This window comes from Halocella sp. SP3-1 (genome assembly GCF_003953885.1).
GTDB lineage: Bacteria > Bacillota > Halanaerobiia > Halanaerobiales > DTU029 > Iocasia > Iocasia fonsfrigidae.
In genome coordinates, this window is the sequence record NZ_CP032760.1 from 3,718,283 (window position 1) to 3,736,287 (window position 18,005).

Genomic DNA, 18,005 nt, shown 5'->3' on the forward strand with positions numbered 1-18,005 from the left:
CTTAGATATATGAACTAATCAACAGTGTATTTCAACTATTGTTAATCCCTTTTGCCTATTGGTGCAGAAGACTCCCGTATAATTAACTCATGCTTTAACAGCAATTCTTTTTGTGTAATTTTCTGCTTAGTCATTTGTCCATATAACATATAGGCTGCCCTTCTACCAATCTCATAACAGGGTTGGGCAACTGTTGTAATATAAGGATGAAACATCATAGTATCTTCAACATCATCAAAACCTATTATTGTCAAATCTTCAGGTACCCTAACCCCCATTTCTTTTGCCTGACTAATAGCACCAAGTGCAACCCTATCAGAGATACAAAAAATCGCTGTAGGCCTACTTTTAAGCTGAAGCAGTTGAGCTGCAGCCCTTTTCCCACTCTTAAATGAATAATCTCCAGTAGAAAAAACAATATAATCGTTCGGGTTTTTAATACCATGTTTATGTAATGTATCTTTATAACCTTTTAATCTTAACGAGGTAGAAATATAATTATTCTGACTACTTATAGTTGCAATTCGCTTATGACCTAGATCAATTAAATACTCCATTACATCTTGAGCAGCCTTATAATTATCAATAGCAACATGAGAAATATCTACCTTATCATCATATTCTGAACATTGAACCACAGGATATTCCTGTGCATACTCCAGAAGCCAATCACAGCCAAGACTACTTGCTAAAAGGATAGCACCATCTGCCCTTTTCTTTTTTAACATCTCCATACCTTTTTTTTCACGTTTCGGGTCATCACCAGTATTAAAAATCAAAGCACTGTACTCAATTTCATTTGCTACATCACCTATCCCTGTTAATATATGAGAATAATAAGGATTTGTAATATTAGGGGCAAGAATAAGAATAACCCGGCTTTCATTTTTGCGGAAATTCCGTGCTAATATATTAGGTTTATAAGAAAGCTTTTCAATAGCATCATAAACCCTTTCTGCCGTTTCTGGTCGCACCAAATCCTGATTATTTAGCACCCGTGAAACCGTAGCAACAGAAACCTTGGCCTCTTTTGCAACATCAGCTATAGTAGCCATAAATTCCTCCTGAAAAGTTTGAAATAAAATTAAAAATAAGTATTAATGTAAGGCAAAAAAATGTAATTTTTTACATTTTTACTTAAAATTTTGTCTTGTTAGAAGAAATTTTCCAGTTTATGCAATTCAAAATGTAATTGATTACATTTTTTCCTACTACTTAAATAATATCATTAATTTGATAACTTATCAATAACTTTTTTAGATTTGTGATAAGTGTAGAACGGAAAAAAAACAGTAGGGATAGAATCCCCTACTGCAATCTGCCTTGAATCATTAGGTTTTTCAGTCTTTTCAATAGCTGCTCTAATCAATGACCCGGCTTCACGGGTGGTTATATTACCCCAATCATCATTGACTTTGTGAGCAAACCCTAACTCTTCAGCCAATTCATACTGGGTTTGTTCTGACATCAAACATGTCATTAAAGGGCACCACCTATATCTATATTTTATCCAACAAGAGAGCTTTCTTCTAGTAATTAAACTCAGTGATGGGGGTGAATATGTCAAACATCTTAAAGAAAAAAATTAATATTTAATACCCATACTTGCACAAAACTTTAAATAGCAATTAATAACAAAAGCAGAATAACCATCATAAACTGCTTTGTCTACCATCTCTTTCATTTTAAAGAAATCTACTTTAATTGATCTATCTTGATATATTCGATTTATATACTTTCTTTTTCCACTATTAGCCGGATTATACTCTCTAACCCCCCATAAATAGGGCAAAACTTTAATATAGCCTCTAGCACATGCAAGAATAGATAAAACCATTTCGATAAATACTATATTTTTGAAATTACACTTTTCACAAATATCCATGGCTTCAATTAATATATTCTTTTTATGCATTGCATAAAATACTGGAAAAAAGTTTTCAAAATATTTTTTTACTCTGATTTTTAAATCTTTATCATTAAAATCAGTGATCTTAACATGTCTATTCATCTTTATAAACTTACCATCAAAATGATACTGAAATGCTAAAAATCTTCCTAAAACAGTTGCATATTGTCTATTCTTATTTAAAAATTCTGCACATCTATATAAGCTATCATGAATAGCAAAATCATCAACAGCACAAATGGCAATAAATTCTGTATTTGCTTGCTGAAAAGCATTTTTCAGCTTACTTTCAAATTTCATACCAGGTAAATGGATATACCTCATGTTTTGGGCAAACTGACCATTATATTTGTTTAATGCTGAATCACAATAGATAATATCAGCCTCTAAATCTGTGAAAAACTTAATCGACCTTTGCAAACATTCAAGTCTACCATGAGTAGGAATTACTAAAGTAAATTTGTGATTTTTTGTAATTGATTTATTATTTAGTGAAATATCATAATTTTTCTTTAAAAAATTTATAATTCTGGTCAGATAGTAATTATTTAAGTTATTCATTTTATTTATGCCTCCCAAACTATTAAGTTAATATTAATATTATCATCTGATAATAATTTTTTAATTTCTTCAAAGTAGTTTGAATTCATTATTATTACATATTTAATTTTCCTATTAGGTATTTCCTTATAACTAACAATTGGATGCCCAGTACCAGCAACATATTTACCTTGTTTATTTTCATTTATATCTATAATACAATCAATTAATTCTACAGATGAATCTATTAAATTTACAAAAGTAGTTCCTTTTGCGCCGGCACCCCAAATAGCTCCTTTCCCATCGGCTAATAGTGAAGTAATATTGTTTTTCCATTTACTAATAATCTTTCTTTCTTCATTTGCAAATATTTTTGCCTTTTTAATTATCTTGGGTATATCTAGTGAGTCACAATAATCACTATACTTCTCATCTTTTACCTTGGCAATAATCCACATATATTGATCTTTAAATTCATAATTGACTACTTGGACATCAAAGCCAGACTTTTCAAAGACCTTTATGATTGAATTTTTATTAAAATAAGAACAGTGTTCATAGAAAAAATCAAATATAACTTTATTGTCTAAAATCCATTCAACATTGGGAGTTTCAAAAAAAACAAGTGTATCTGATTTATTTTTAAGTGCTTTTTTAATATTTTTCAATAATAAAATAGGGTCTGGAACATGTTCTATTACATGTCTACAGATAACAAAATCAGTAGGTAGATCAGTACAGCTTTCATCATAAAAGTTTTTTTCAAAGATAGCTTTCCCATCTAATTCAACTTTTTTCCCTACATAACTTGGATCAAACCCATATCCTCTACTATTTGAAGCTGAAACTAATCTTTTTAGGAATGTACCCTTTCCACAACCTACTTCAACAATATTTTTATTTCTAACATCCCACTCATTTATTAAATAAGCTATTTCCTGATCAATATAATCTAAAAAAAAAGGTGATAAATCTTGAACATTGTCATATTTATCATTATATGCAATATTATTTTTGTTAAAAGCACTATTATAAATAAAACTGCATTCAGTACAAATATTTAAAGTAAGATTGCCTCTAGGCATATTAATTGCTTCCTCTTTATCATCTATTATAAAATTTTGATGAAATGGCATATTATTTCTGATTAAAAATGGGATAGTATTTTCTGAGTTGCATACCGGACAATTTTTTTCATTTCGCATTTGAATATTACACCTCTCTTCTTTCTCTCCACCAGTTAATTGTCTTATCTAATCCAGTACTTAAATCATACTGCGGCTTCCATCTAACTTCATTATTTAACCTATCAATATCTGCTAAAATTATATGTGGTTCATTTAGAGCAGTCTCTAATTTTCCTAATTCTATCATGTTTTTTCCACCAATTTTTTCTTCGATTAATGTGAAAATCTCTTTTAATTGATAGGCTTGGCCTGATCCAATATTAACTATACCTTCAACCTTACTATCCAGTAAATTTACAAAAGCTGATGCTGCATCTTCAATATATAAATAATCACGTATTTGATTTCCATGGGAACAGAGGGCTTTCTTTTCGTCTAATAAAGAATTAATTACATATGGAATAATTCTGGCAGAATTTTCGAAAGGTCCATATATATAAAAAATTCGACCCCAGGCTAAACTCAAATCATTTTTTTTACTAAAATCTTTCAATATTTTTTGCAAGCCTAATTTACATATTCCATATAATGTATTAGGCTGTGAAGGTGTTAAGTTTTCTATTAAATATCCATATTCCAGGTCATATTCAAAACATGTTCCAGCAATTACAGCTCTCTTACCTCCATTTTTTTTAAAAGCTTTAATAATTTCAATACTAGATTGCACCCAGGAAAGGTTGCCATTAGAATTCTTATATTCAGCAGGTTCTGTATACCAGGCAAAATGTAGTAGATGTGTTGGTTTTATTTCTTTAAATAATTTATCTATTTTTGATAATTCCAATAAATCGCAAATATGCCAGTAAATAAATTTTGAATTATTTTTATGTTTTTTAGAACTTATTGCATATACTTCATATCCTTTTTCTATAAGCTTATTCAAAGTCCATCTCCCTACAAAACCAGTAGCCCCTGTCACTAAAACCTTTTTCAAATCTTATATTCCTCCCATTTTTGATCTTTATTTGATATAATATACTTTTCCATATAAGGCCATTTTACATTAAAGGATTTATCATCCCATCTTACACCTCTTGCATATTCTTGATGATAAAATTCAGACATCTGATAAAAAACTTCTGTGTCATCTTCTAAGGTCAGAAAACCATGGGCAAATCTTTCAGGTATATAAATCATTTTTTTATTCATTTCACTCAGTTCAACACTAATCCATTTCTTAAAGGTTTTTGAATTCTCTCTTAAATCTACTATTACATCATATATGGAGCCTTTAATACAATGAACCAGTTTGGCTTCATAATAAGGTGCAGTCTGATAATGTAGGCCTCTTAATGTTCCTTTTTGTTTATTATATGAAATATTACACTGCATTGTTTTAAAATATATACTATGTTCTTCAAATTCTTTCTCACAAAAACACCTGGCAAAAAAGCCTCTATTATCTTCAACCAGCTCAAGTTCTATCACAAATACATTACTTAAATCTGTTTCTTTAAATATCATTTATAGTACCTCTACCTCAGGAATTAAAACAATAAATTTCCCATTCCATTCTTTGATATAATTTATTTGCTGTATTATTTCCTCTTTTAAATTCCAGGGTAATATTATTACATAGTCTGGTTTTGTTTCTTTAAACTTTTCTGGTGAAAATATAGGGATATGTGTTCCTGGTAAATACTTTCCCTGCTTATATGGATTTTTATCTACTGTATAATCAAGGAAGTCTATTCCTACACCACAATAATTGAGTAGGGTGTTCCCTTTAGCAGGTGCTCCATATCCTACTATCATTTTATCTTTGTTCTTTAAATCGATTAAAAATTTTAGTATATTTCTTTTTGATTGCTTAACCTTTTCTGTAAATTTATCATAAGTTTTTATTTTGTCTATTCCAAAGTCCTTTTCTTTAGTAAATAAATCTTCTACACTGCTTTTTACTAGCTTTGTATTATCCTCAATATGTTTAGCATATATTCTCAATGACCCTCCATGTGTTGGTATTTCTTCTACCTCAAATATTTCAAGTCCATGTTTTTTTAAAATTTTATTTACAACAATAAATGAAAAATATGAAAAATGTTCATGGTAAATTGTGTCGAACTGATTTTCCTTAATTAATCTTAATAAATGAGGAAATTCCATAGTAATAAAGCCATCATAATTTAATAAAATTTTCATGCCTGATATAAAATCATTTAAGTTTGGAACATGAGCTAAAACATTATTACCTATTAGCAAATCAGCCCTAACATCTTTTTGTACTAATTCTTCAGCTAAACTTTTTGCGAAAAATTTGCAAATTGTCGGTACACCCTTTTTCTCAGCTACTAAGGCTACATTTTCGGCAGGCTCTATACCTAAAACAGAAACATTTTGTTTTTTGAAATATTGCAGTAAATATCCATCATTACTGGCTATTTCAATTACATTGGATTTATCTTCTATACCATATTCTTTCATCATTTTATTAACATACTTCTCTACATGTTCAAGCCAGGTGCTTGAATATGATGAAAAGTATGCATAATCACTAAATATATTTTCAGGTATTTCAAATTCATCAACCTGAACTAATAAACAATTTGGACAAACATATAATTCTAATGGGTAGAATAGTTCTTTTTTTCCAAGGCCCCTATTATCCAGATATGAATTAGCTAAAGGCGATACTCCCAGTGAAAGAAACTCTTTTTCAAGATTTGTATTACAAAACCTACAATGCATTATCTCCCCTCCTAAAAACATATCTCAGTTATCTCTCAGGCATTGACTATTATATTTTTCTATCTGCTCTAGACAAAGGTTATAAACATTTTCTTTTTTATAACGTTTATACCAATCAACAGTTAACTGAAGCACATCATCAATATTAAATTTAGGCTTCCAGCCAAGTTTAAAGACTGTCTTACTTATATCAAGATTTAATAATCTAGCCTCATGTGGTTCTTCGCTTATTGAAACATCTTTTATTTCACCATAGCCATATAACTTAATAACCTTTTCTACTAATTCCTTAACTGTAATTATTGACTCAAAGTAAGGTCCAAAATTCCATGCTTCACAATACATTATAGGATTTTCTAACATTTTCTGAGTTAATTGCAAATAGCCAGCCAGTGGTTCTAAAACATGTTGCCAGGGTCTTATTGAACGTGGACTTCTTATTTTAATTGGCTTATTAGCCTCTAAAGCTCTAATACAATCTGGAATAATTCTATCTTCAGCCCAATCTCCACCACCTATTACATTCCCTGTTCTAACAGAAGCAATAGATTTGCCATGGTGTTCATAATTTATAGGATTCATAAATGAACTTCTATATGAAGCTATTAAAAGTTCAGCACAGCCCTTTGAAGAACTATAGGGATCATAACCTCCCAAAAAATCATTTTCTCTATATCCCCATAATTGTTCTTTATTTTCATAACATTTATCTGATGTAATCATTATACCAATCCTGGTACTATTTGATTTTCTTATACACTCAAGTACATTTAAAGTCCCCATAACATTTACATCATAAGTTTCTTTTGGTACTTCATATGACAACCTGACTAAGGGCTGTGCCGCTAAATGAAATACAATTTGTGGTTTATATTTCTCAAATACCCTTTCTAATCTGATAGTATTTCTTAGATCTCCACGAATATCAATTATTTTTTCATTTAACTCTGATAATACAAAATTATCCCTTACTGTTTTAGTATATAAAGCATAGCCTATCACCCTGGCCCCTAACTCTTTCAACCAGATACTAAGCCAGGAACCTTTAAAACCGGTGTGTCCTGTAACTAATACTGTTTTTCCTTTATATATATTATTAAAGCCTTCCACACTACCAAACCTTCCAAAAAGCCTTGTTATTCTTCCACAAATTATTTAAATATTTGACATCCCTTTCGTGGTCCATACAGGCCCATAACCCTTGATGCCTATAGACTGCAATTTTACCTTCTGATGCAAGTTGTTCAAAGACACCAGCTTCTAAATCACAATCTTCATCTACTGTTAAATAATTTAAAAGTTCTTTATTAAATACCATAAATCCACCATTAATTAATCCCTGTGATGTTTGAGCCTTTTCCTCAAAGGATTTTAAAGTATCACCATCAGCTACTAATTCTCCAAACCTTGCTGGTGGATGAACTCCTGTTAATGTTATTATTTTGCCTACTTCCTTATGAAACTTTATAACTTCATTAATATTAATATCTGCAACACCATCACCATAAGTTAATAAATTTATTTCATCATCTAAATGTTTTTCTATTCTTTTTACTCTACCACCTTTAAGAGTATTCAGCCCGGTATCAACTAATGTTACCCTCCAAGCTTTTTCATCATGTTCATTATGAAACTTAATACTTAAATCACCAAGGTTAACCGTAAAATCATTATTTTTTGAATTATAATTTGAAAAGTAATCCTTTATTACATCCCCTTTGTACCCTAAACATATAATAAAATTTTCAATCCCATATGCAGAATAAATTTTCATTATATGCCAAAGTACGGGTTTTCCTCCTATTTCAATCATGGGTTTTGGGATAATTGATGTTCTTTCACCAAGTCTTGTTCCATAACCACCTGCTAATATAACTAATTTCATAAATGTCACCCACTTTAAATAATTTATATTATATGAGAAGTTATCAAAATATCAGGAAAATTGGGCTAGTTAGAAGATGCACTAATCATTTCACAAAATTTAAAATCTATTTCACTATCTATATCTATTGAGTCTTTTCTATTCATTATATAAGCATAACTATTTTTACCCAAAAAGCTTTTTTCCTCAATCAATCTATCAACTTTTGCTAAATATATAGCACCATTTAACTGATAATATTGAGGTAAATTCTGTCTTCTCATACTTTTTACTTCTTCCCCAATAAAATTATCCATTTTTAAATCCTTGTCAATTATATTGGTCCAAAGTGGCGAATGTTCACACTCACATACACTTATAATAAAATCAGCATGTTTTTTATTAAAAAGCTGATAAGCTTCTTTTATATGATGAGCCTTTCTTAATGGCGATGTCGGTTGAAGTAATATAATTTCTTGATATTCTTTATCTATATTTCTCATAAAATCAAGACAGTGTAAAATCACATCAATTGTGTGGGAATCATCTAAAGCAAGTTCTTTTGGTCTTAAGAAGGGTACATCTGCTCCATATCTTCTCGCTATATCTGCTATTTTTTTAGAGTCAGTAGATACAATAATATCTTCAAACATATTACTCTTGACAGCCTCTATAATAGTATATGCTATAAGTGGTTTTCCAGCTAATTCCCTTATGTTTTTATTTTTTACTCCCTTTGAACCTGCTCTTGCAGGTATAAGCGCTAGGATTTTACTCATGAAATCTATTCTCCTCAAATCTATTCAATATATCGCCATTTCATTTTTTTGATATTAATGCTGTTGTTTCTATTATTAAAATTAGCCATAGACCAATTTATTTAATACATATATATTCAACTATCTTCTTAAATGTTACTGATGCTAAGTCAACCTTATATAGTTAATTAATAATGATAACTTTTATTATTTATTACTGGATATTCAAAAATAATCCTGGCATAAAAAAATAAACCCTAATATAATTTAAATATTATAACAGAAGGTTTATTTTTATTGAAACGTCTTTAAAGTATTTCTCAATTCATCAATAGATTTAACATCATATAAATCTTGCTTATATAATACTTTAAATCTTTCAACTAATTCAGGAAATTTTTCATCTGCTACTTTTTTCTTAATAAAATTTTGTAATAAATCACACATCCAGATCGCTTTACTAGGTATATTCAAAGCCCTCAAAATTATTTGCGTATTTATTAAAGCTGTTGAGTGATATGACATAAATATTTTACTATTTAAAGCAGTTCTATTGCTGTTTAATTCATTTAGAAGTACAAATTCCCAGGGCACATTATCTTTTAGGCAATTAACATTACTATATTCGTTATATTTCTCTTTATTACTACTTGTATGCATTTTAACAAGTACTCTATAACCTTTTAATTCATTTAATATTAATGAAAATAGATATTTTTCTTGCTGCACTTTTGTTACTTTCAAATTAGATAGTTGTTGCTCTAAAAAAATCACGTCATAATTCAATGGTTTATGGTTATAATTAAAAATCTTGTTCAACTCAATACAAAACAAGTTTAATAAATTACTATTTTTAATATATTCTGTTATGCCTATATTTCTCACTGGTCTTTTCAATAATTTATTTGCATCAAGATTTTTATCAAATAGCCATATCTCCGATGTTCTATTAAAATCTATGTCTCTATTATAAATATTACTCCATTTACTTCTACAGTAATTAAAAGTTTCTTTAAAATAGTAGGTCATTACTCCATCTTGAGTTAGGATAATCTTAGTTGTATTTGGTATATAGTCTAATAAAATAAAGCCAAAAGAACCACTGGCAAAGGTGAAATAGTGTAAAATATCCAAATCAGTAAAATTTACTCGTTGTAATTGCTGGCGTATATCTATAAAGCGTTGTTCTCTAGGTTTTTTATCTTCTCTAATTAAAAAAACCTCATCCCAGATATTACAATATTTAATTATTCTTGAATATGTAGCCAGGTTATGAATATCTGACAGCATAAGAATTTTATAGTCATTTCTATACACTGTCCTTGATAATATATATGAAATAAATAGATTATATGAAGTTAAACATGCAAAACATACCCTTCTTTTATTGCCCATTTTTCTTATCTTCCTTTCTTCAGTCTCATTCTGACTCCTGACTCCTAACGTCTGAATTCTGAGTAATACTATAAAATTCTTTTTTAAGATCTAAATTTTTTGATAAGCACTCTGTAATCACACTAATAATCTTAGCTGATACCTTTCCATCTCCATAGGGGTTTTGTGCATATCTAATTTTTTCTTTAAAATCATCAGATAGAGCTTTATCTAAGCTTACTATAATGTCATTTTTTATTGGCTTACAATTGATTACTGTATCAGCCTGTATTCTACCCTTTTGTCTATCACCTATATTTACTGTAGGAACTTTAAATATAGGTGCTTCAATAATCCCACTGGAAGAATTACCCACAACAGCATCTACATATTGCATGGTACTTAAATATCTGATTTGACCCATGGATGTAAATGCAACTACTTTTTCTTTATTTTTTCTCATATATTCATCTATCATTTTATTGATAATTCTTCCATCTGTATCTGAATTGGTTTTAGTAAATATTATTTTTAAATTATCTATTTCATCAAAAGCCTTTAGAACATTTTGAAATTGCTCCCTTGAAGTATTTCCTTCCAGGGTCACTGGATGAAATGTCACTAAAATAGTTCTTTTCCCAAACTTAAAACCAATCTCTTTTTCTAATTCTTCTTTAGAAAGGAGTTTCAGTATCTTTATATTTTCAATTCCCATTGCCCCCACATTAAAAACTCTATCAGGGTGTTCCCCAAGTTGTATTACTTTTCTTCTATATTCTTCTGTACTGGTAAAATGCAAATAACTCATCTTTGTAATAGAATGTCTAAAGGCTTCATCCAATGCACCTTCAGTAGTTTCCCCACCATGTAAATGAACAACTGGAATTTTTGCTATCCAGGCTGCACTGACTGCTGCAAATATTTCATATCTATCACCAAGTACAATGATGAGGTCAGGTCTTAATCTCTCATAAGCTTCCGAAAAACTTATTAAAGTAAGTCCCATTGATTTTGATATTCCTATAGGAGTATCTGAGCTTAATAGAATTTCTATTTTTTCATCAATCCTATACCCATCTTCATTTATTTCTTGATAAGTCAAGCCGAATTCCGGTGATAAGTGCATTCCTGTAGCTATTAACTGCAGCTGTAGTTCTTTAAGGCTTGTTATTCTTTGCATAAGAGGTTTTAATAGACCATAATCTGCTCTTGTACCAGTAACCACACAGACCTTTTTCATATCTCTATCAACTCATCTTCTCTATAATCTCTTCTAGCAATCTCACCAATCATCTCATCCCATCTCATTGGTGATATACCATTTCCGGGCCTTTTTACTGTTAAATTATTCTCTGAAAAAGTTTCTCCTTTTCTTATATTACATTTTGCCACTATACTTTTTCTTGCAATTTCAATATTTGGAAATTCAGATTCTGACGGCTCCTTAATACCATTACCCAATGCTTTTTCAATATTCCTGATAGCTTTGACTACCTCCTTTAATTCATAGAACTCTAAGCTCGCTTTATGGTCAGGACCTAGCATTTTCTTATCTAAGGTAAAATGCTTTTCAATAACTTTGGCCCCCATTGCTACTGCTGCTATTGGAACTTCTACTCCTGAAGAATGATCAGAATAACCTACCTCTACTTTAAAGGCCTCCTTAATAGTAAGCATTGCTTTTAAGTTTACATCTTTCATAGGGGTAGGGTACTCTGTATTACAGTGGAGTACTGTAATATCTTTTGTCCCATTTTCCCTGAGTATTTTAAGAGCAGCTTCAATCTCCCCAAGGTTAGACATCCCAGTCGACAGTATTACCTTCTTTTTTAGCTTTCCTATTTTTCTTAAATAAGGAAGATTAGTGATTTCTCCTGATGGTATTTTAAATATTTCCAGTTTCAGCTCATTCAATAATCTAATACTCTCCCGATCAAAGGGAGAAGACAAAAATATAATATTTTTATAACGGCAATAATCTAACAATTCCAGATGTTTATCTCTATCCAGTTCTAATTTTTTTATCATTCCATATTGTTCTTCATTATTATTAGTTGTTTTTTTCTGGTATTCAGCTTTTTCAGCACTTATTGACACAACATTTTCAGCTTTAAAGGTTTGAAACTTTACAGCATCTGCCCCTGCTTCACAAGCTGTATCGATTAGCTTTTTAGCAATATTTATACTTCCATTATGATTCACACCAGCTTCTGCTATTATAAAAACCTTAGACAATTAATCTACCTCCCTACAAGGGTTTCCATAAGCCTTAGAATTTTTATTAATATCTTTTACAACAACACTGCCAGCACCTATAACTGTATTTGAACCTATTATAATATTTTGAATTACCGTTGAATTAGTTCCAATATGAGAATTTTCGCCAATATGCACACCACCACTTAAAACAGTACCTGGGGCAATATGAACAAAATCGTCTATGATACAGTCATGTTCAATTACTGCCCCAGTATTAATAATGCAATTTTTACCAATTTGAGCAGCTGTATTTATTATTGCTCCTTTGCCAATAAATGTACCTTCTCTTATAATAATATTACTTGAAATTATTGCTGATTTATCAATAATAACTGGAAATTTTAGTTCTATTTTCTTAGCATATATATATTTTTTAATTCGTAATTCTGGATCACCTATACTACCAAGAGTTATGAATGCATTTCTAATACCTTCCGTATAATAAGAACTTAAATCATCGTCTATTCCCACAATTCTTATGTTATTTACATATCTTCCTACCTTTTCTCTAATATCCAGAACACCTACTATATTAAACAAATTTCCTTGAGTTATTGCATCTATTACACTTTTACAATGGCCTCCCCCACCTATTAGTAAGATATCTTCCATCACCGAAAACCCAGCCTTTCCAACATCTTTTTCATTTCCTTAAATTGACCCATATCAAGCCATGACTCTTCACTTACAGGATATGCTCCGATCCGTTCTCCTTTTTTTATATATTTTTTTATCAAATCAGTGAGTTGATAAAATTTATTGGCAGGTATATTTTCAAGTGTTTCTGGTTCTAAGATATACATCCCAGTATTTATTAAAAAATCAAATTCCGGTTTTTCAATAATTTCTCTGATAATGCTTTCATCATTTAATTCTATTACTCCATAAGGAACAGTAAAGAATTTAAGGGAGGTTACAACTGTAATTTTATTTTTATTTTCTTGATGAAATTTAAGCATTTTATAATAATTACCATCTACCAAAACATCGCAATTGCTTACAAAAAAGGGTCCCTTTATTTTATCTTTTAACAGGTACAGGCTTCCAGCCGTTCCCAATGGTTTTTCTTCCTCAATATACTCAATTTCATATTTTCTATTTAAATCATTAAAATAGGCCTTAATTAAATTCTTTTTATAATTTATGGTAAGATAGAATTTTTTACAGCCAAAATTTTCAAATCTATTTATTATCCTTTCAACTATTGGTATATTCCCTATTGGAACCAGAGGCTTTGGAAATATTTTAGTAATAGGATCCAGTCTTGTTCCTTTTCCACCAGCCATTATTACAACCGGGCCGATTATAAAATTATAAGATTTTAATTCTTTAACATAGAAATCCTTCCAGAGTATTATATCTACAACTTCCTTTTCCCCATTGACTACAGGTATTGCTTCAATTAGTTTTTTCTTCATGATGTCTTTAGCTTTAGACTCTTCTCCACACATAAGATAGATTGGATTATGGTTCATTATTAATTTAACTTTTTCAGTTAAATCTCCATTCATCAAAATCCAGCGCCTAATATCCCCATCAGTTATTACACCTTTTAATACTGTATCTCTGGTTATTAATAGTATTTTTTTGGCAGTTTCATCTAATTTTTTTATAGCTTCTTTGATTGTAATCTCTTCATTTATAAATAGATCCCCTACATTCATCTATATCCCTCTTTGAGAGCTAAAGTCTTTTAATAATTGAATAACTGTCAATACCTTTTGCTCATCTAAATTTGTACTGCAGGGTATATTTAAAACCCGTTCTAGATAATAACTGGCTCTTTCAATTTGATAGCTTTGGTTGTTTAAATAAGGCTTTTGTTGATGAATAAGTCCCCAGATCGGTCTAGTCTGGATATTCCTTTGATATAATTTCTGTAATAACTCATCTCTATTAAAAGCGTATTTTTCTTTATCTATCATTAAAGAATAAAACCAATAATTTGGCCTTGTTTCTTTATTAAAGTTTAATAAATCTAATCCCTCTATGGTTTCAAGCTCTTTTTTATAAAGGGCATAGTTTTTTGTTTTTATCTCTATAAAGTCTTCCAATTGTTCCAACTGAGCAAGACCTAAAGCTGCCTGTAGATTTGTCATTCGATAGTTGTAACCTATCTCATCATGTATATAATATAAAGGATCATCTTTACTCTGAGTCGACAAATACTTCGCCCTGGCAGCTAATGCAATATCCTTAGCTACCAGCATACCTCCACCACCTGTTGTAATTATTTTATTTGCATTAAAAGAATATGCTCCAAAGTCTCCTATAGTTCCTGCAAACTTAGCAGAATACTCTCCTTTTGTACAGTAAGAGCCTAATGCTTCTGTTGCATCTTCTATAACCTTTAATTTATATTTTCTGGCTATGTACATTACCCTTTCCATATTAGCCATATTTCCAAATACATGAACTATAATTAAGGCCTTTATAACTTTCTTGCTTCTTTGATTAATTAACCCTTCTTTTGATAAAAAACATTTTTTCTGACAAAACTCCTCTAATTTATCTAAGTCCATATTAAGGCTATCATCACAATCCATAAATACCGGCTCTGCCCCTTGATACTTAATAGGATTAACTGCAGCTATAAAGGTAAGTGTTGGTACTATTACTTCATGGTCTTTTCCAACTCCTGAAAGCCATAAAGCTAAATGAAGAGCCGCAGTTCCACTTTGACAGGCATCAGCCTTTTTAACTTTTAAATATTTAGCTATCTTTTCTTCAAATTCTTTTATAAATCTTCCTCCAGTTGATACCCATTCTGTTTCTACAGCCCTGGTTACATATTCAAGCTCTTTACCTGCAAAATTAGGTACTGACAGTGGTATCAATTTCTCCATAATAATTCTCCTTTAAAGATTATATATATCAACCTTATATTTATCTAAATTGTTTTTTAACCAGGTTATTGTTTCCAACAAACCTTCTTTTAGTGTATATTTTGGCTTCCATTTTGTTAGCCTCTTTATTTTTTCATTTGAACCAAGCAATCTATTTACTTCACTTTTTTCTGGCCTTACCCTATCTTGATCACACACTATTTCTGCAGCTGAATTAATTTGATTTATTAACTCTCCAGCTAAAACTTCTATTGATATTTCTTCCTGAGAAGCTATATTTATCTCTTCCCCTATCGTCTTCTCTGATTTTACAATTTCAATAAAACCCTGTACTGTGTCCTTTACATAATTAAAATCTCTAGTTGGGGTTAGAGAACCCAGCTTAATTTTTATTTTTCCAGCCAACAATTGCATTATAATTGTTGGTATAACTGCTCTTGCTGATTGTCTTGGTCCATAGGTGTTAAATGGTCTTACTATTGTTATTGGTAGATTAAAGCTTCTATAAAAGGATTCAGCTAATCTATCTGCCCCTATTTTAGTTGCTGAATATGGTGATTGTCCTTGAAAAGGGTGTTTTTCATCTATCGGCACATATTTTGCTGTTCCATATACTTCTGATGTTGAGGTAATTAAAACTCTACTTGTTCCAAAATCCCTTGCTGCCTGCAAAATATTTAATGTTCCTTTTATATTTGTATCAATATATGAATCTGGAGAATGATAGCTAAAAGGTATGGCAATTAAAGCTGCTAAATGATATACTTGGTCAATACCTTTTAATGCTTTTCTGACACCATTTGGATCCCTTATATCTCCAGTAAAAATCTCTATTTCATTTAATTTATCTTTTGAAAAAGTGTCTAACCAGCCCCAGGTGTTAAATGAGTTGTAATATGTAAAAGCCCTTATGTCATTACCTTCTTCAAGTAATCTTTCTACTAAATGACTCCCTATAAACCCCCCTGCTCCAGTTACCAGAACTTTTTTCATATCTATATCCTCCATTAGTAAACTATTCAAGTATTTAGAATTTAGGGTGACACTCAGTGTTGTTTTTACAAATATAGTAAGTCATGCTTTAACTTAAAAAAGAAAAACATTTCCTGAGTGCCACCTGACTCCTGGGCAGTTACTATTTATTAAAGTTCTTTTATAATATTTCTCAATTCATCAATTGAATTGAGAGCATAGATATTCTTTTCATCTAACTTCTTAAACCTATTAACTAATTGTTTAAATATCAAATGAGTTACAGGTTTTTTAATTTCATCCTCTAAAAATTTAAATAGGAAAATTACTTTACATGGTATTCTAAAGATATCTAAAAATATTTTAGAATTTATTAGAGCTGCTGAATAATATGATATAAATACTTTATCATAGAGATTTGGCCGATTATTAAGATACTCATTTAAAAGTACCAGTTCCCAAGGCACTCCATTATCATTTTTTATAATATCAAAACTAAAATCTTGATATTTATAATAAAAATCAGATGGGTGTTTTTTTATTATAATTTTATCTCTATCTAGTCCAGCAAATATTTTTGCTAATATTTGTTTTTCTTTTGGTTCAGTTATTAAACACACCTTCGTAATCGGTTGATCAAAGAATATAAAATCTGAATTTATTTTTTCATGGTTATAATTATATAGTCTATTTAACTCTTTACACATCTCAGTTAATAATCTATCATCGCAAAGATACTTTTCCATTGGTATGTTTTTTAATGTTCTAGTGAAATTACTTACATAGAGATTTTTATCCAATAACCAAATCTCAGATATTCTTTCTATGTTTATGGGTTTGTTAGTTCCAAAGCTTTCTTTAATAAGATATGTCATAACCCCTTCATCGGTTAAAATAATTTTTGTTTTCTCTTTTATATAATCAAATAGTAAATAATTATAAAATGCATAAGTAAAATAGTGTAAAACATCTATATCTTTAAGGTCTATTTTTGCTAATTCTTGCCGGCTTATAGGTTGGTGTTTTTCTTTAATTAATATTATTTCACTCCAAACATCAAACTTATTGATAATATTTTCATAAGCTATCTCCAATATATTATGACAATCTGAAAGTAACAATATTTTATAGTCATTTTTATAGATTGTCTTTGATAATATATATGTAATAAATAAATGGTATGAATTTACACATGAAAAGCAAACTCTTTTGTTGCTATAAACTATTTTCGTATTTCATCACCTCAATTTTTTAATTGAACTTCAATATATTTTATGTTATGTTAAGACATAAAATTTGTTACAAAATACTAAGAATAAAGTGGCCTTCGGGTCACTCTATTGTCAGTGTAACTATTTTTAATTGACAATTAAAATCCTTTGTCTATAATTCCAGAGAAAAAAATTATAATTCTAAAGCAACTTTATATTTTTTACATATGCAGGACGCTGGAGCACAACTTTAATGTTCTACCCTAAAAACTAAAAAAATGTTAAGAATGCTATTTTAGGCAATAGAGAAATAAACCCTGAAATATATTTTCTTTACAGGGTTTAAGATATAGTAAATAGAAATTTAGTAGATAATTATGCTACTTCATCTCCTTTT

18 protein-coding genes are annotated in these 18,005 nt (G+C 29.8%); all 18 read right to left on the reverse strand.

Annotated elements, in window-relative coordinates; translation table 11 throughout:
• Window positions 1–41: 41 nt before the first annotated feature.
• Window positions 42–1,055, reverse strand: a complete 1,014-nt coding sequence (locus D7D81_RS17810) for a LacI family DNA-binding transcriptional regulator (protein ID WP_125991364.1) — start codon at window positions 1,053–1,055, stop codon at window positions 42–44.
• Window positions 1,056–1,228: 173 nt separating this feature from the next.
• A complete protein-coding gene (locus D7D81_RS17815) occupies window positions 1,229–1,480 on the reverse strand; it encodes a small, acid-soluble spore protein, alpha/beta type (RefSeq protein WP_125991365.1) in 252 nt (83 codons plus the stop codon).
• Window positions 1,481–1,585: 105 nt separating this feature from the next.
• Entirely contained in the window at window positions 1,586–2,470 is an 885-nt protein-coding gene (locus tag D7D81_RS17820) for a TIGR00180 family glycosyltransferase (protein WP_125991366.1), read from the reverse strand.
• Between the two features lie 5 nt (window positions 2,471–2,475).
• On the reverse strand, window positions 2,476–3,654 hold the full coding sequence (locus tag D7D81_RS17825) for a class I SAM-dependent methyltransferase (protein ID WP_125991367.1): 1,179 nt from the start codon (window positions 3,652–3,654) through the stop codon (window positions 2,476–2,478).
• A 7-nt stretch (window positions 3,655–3,661) separates the two neighbouring features.
• On the reverse strand, window positions 3,662–4,570 hold the full coding sequence (locus D7D81_RS17830) for an NAD-dependent epimerase/dehydratase family protein (protein ID WP_125991368.1): 909 nt from the start codon (window positions 4,568–4,570) through the stop codon (window positions 3,662–3,664).
• A complete protein-coding gene (gene rfbC / locus D7D81_RS17835) occupies window positions 4,567–5,100 on the reverse strand; it encodes a dTDP-4-dehydrorhamnose 3,5-epimerase (RefSeq protein WP_125991369.1) in 534 nt (177 codons plus the stop codon). The genes D7D81_RS17830 and rfbC overlap by 4 nt, the downstream gene beginning before the upstream one ends.
• Window positions 5,101–6,345, reverse strand: a complete 1,245-nt coding sequence (locus D7D81_RS17840; protein ID WP_205739273.1) for a class I SAM-dependent methyltransferase — start codon at window positions 6,343–6,345, stop codon at window positions 5,101–5,103.
• Between the two features lie 3 nt (window positions 6,346–6,348).
• Window positions 6,349–7,434, reverse strand: a complete 1,086-nt coding sequence (rfbG, locus tag D7D81_RS17845; protein WP_205739274.1) for a CDP-glucose 4,6-dehydratase — start codon at window positions 7,432–7,434, stop codon at window positions 6,349–6,351.
• Window position 7,435: 1 nt separating this feature from the next.
• Window positions 7,436–8,209, reverse strand: a complete 774-nt coding sequence (gene rfbF, locus D7D81_RS17850; RefSeq protein WP_125991371.1) for a glucose-1-phosphate cytidylyltransferase — start codon at window positions 8,207–8,209, stop codon at window positions 7,436–7,438.
• A 65-nt stretch (window positions 8,210–8,274) separates the two neighbouring features.
• Window positions 8,275–8,985, reverse strand: a complete 711-nt coding sequence (locus D7D81_RS17855; RefSeq protein ID WP_286169902.1) for an acylneuraminate cytidylyltransferase family protein — start codon at window positions 8,983–8,985, stop codon at window positions 8,275–8,277.
• 255 nt (window positions 8,986–9,240) lie between these two features.
• Window positions 9,241–10,341 carry a polysialyltransferase family glycosyltransferase gene (locus D7D81_RS17860; RefSeq protein ID WP_125991372.1) on the reverse strand — a complete coding sequence of 367 codons (1,101 nt, stop codon included), beginning with the start codon at window positions 10,339–10,341 and terminating at the stop codon, window positions 9,241–9,243.
• 25 nt (window positions 10,342–10,366) lie between these two features.
• On the reverse strand, window positions 10,367–11,560 hold the full coding sequence (neuC, locus tag D7D81_RS17865) for a UDP-N-acetylglucosamine 2-epimerase (protein ID WP_125991373.1): 1,194 nt from the start codon (window positions 11,558–11,560) through the stop codon (window positions 10,367–10,369).
• Window positions 11,557–12,555: an N-acetylneuraminate synthase gene (neuB, locus tag D7D81_RS17870; RefSeq protein ID WP_125991374.1), complete on the reverse strand. Its 999-nt coding sequence runs from the start codon at window positions 12,553–12,555 to the stop codon at window positions 11,557–11,559. Before neuB ends, neuC begins: the two co-directional genes overlap by 4 nt.
• On the reverse strand, window positions 12,556–13,194 hold the full coding sequence (locus D7D81_RS17875) for an acetyltransferase (protein WP_353622090.1): 639 nt from the start codon (window positions 13,192–13,194) through the stop codon (window positions 12,556–12,558). It abuts the gene before it with no gap.
• Complete coding sequence (locus D7D81_RS17880) at window positions 13,191–14,243, reverse strand: sugar phosphate nucleotidyltransferase (protein ID WP_125991376.1); 1,053 nt, start codon at window positions 14,241–14,243, stop codon at window positions 13,191–13,193. The genes D7D81_RS17875 and D7D81_RS17880 overlap by 4 nt, the downstream gene beginning before the upstream one ends.
• Window positions 14,244–15,425 (reverse strand): LegC family aminotransferase, encoded by a 1,182-nt coding sequence (locus D7D81_RS17885; protein ID WP_125991377.1) that lies wholly within the window; start codon window positions 15,423–15,425, stop codon window positions 14,244–14,246.
• Window positions 15,426–15,437: 12 nt separating this feature from the next.
• Window positions 15,438–16,418, reverse strand: coding sequence for an NAD-dependent 4,6-dehydratase LegB (locus tag D7D81_RS17890; protein WP_125991378.1), 981 nt, complete (start codon window positions 16,416–16,418; stop codon window positions 15,438–15,440).
• A gap of 149 nt (window positions 16,419–16,567) precedes the next feature.
• Window positions 16,568–17,491 (reverse strand): polysialyltransferase family glycosyltransferase, encoded by a 924-nt coding sequence (locus D7D81_RS17895; protein ID WP_125991379.1) that lies wholly within the window; start codon window positions 17,489–17,491, stop codon window positions 16,568–16,570.
• Window positions 17,492–18,005: the final 514 nt, after the last annotated feature.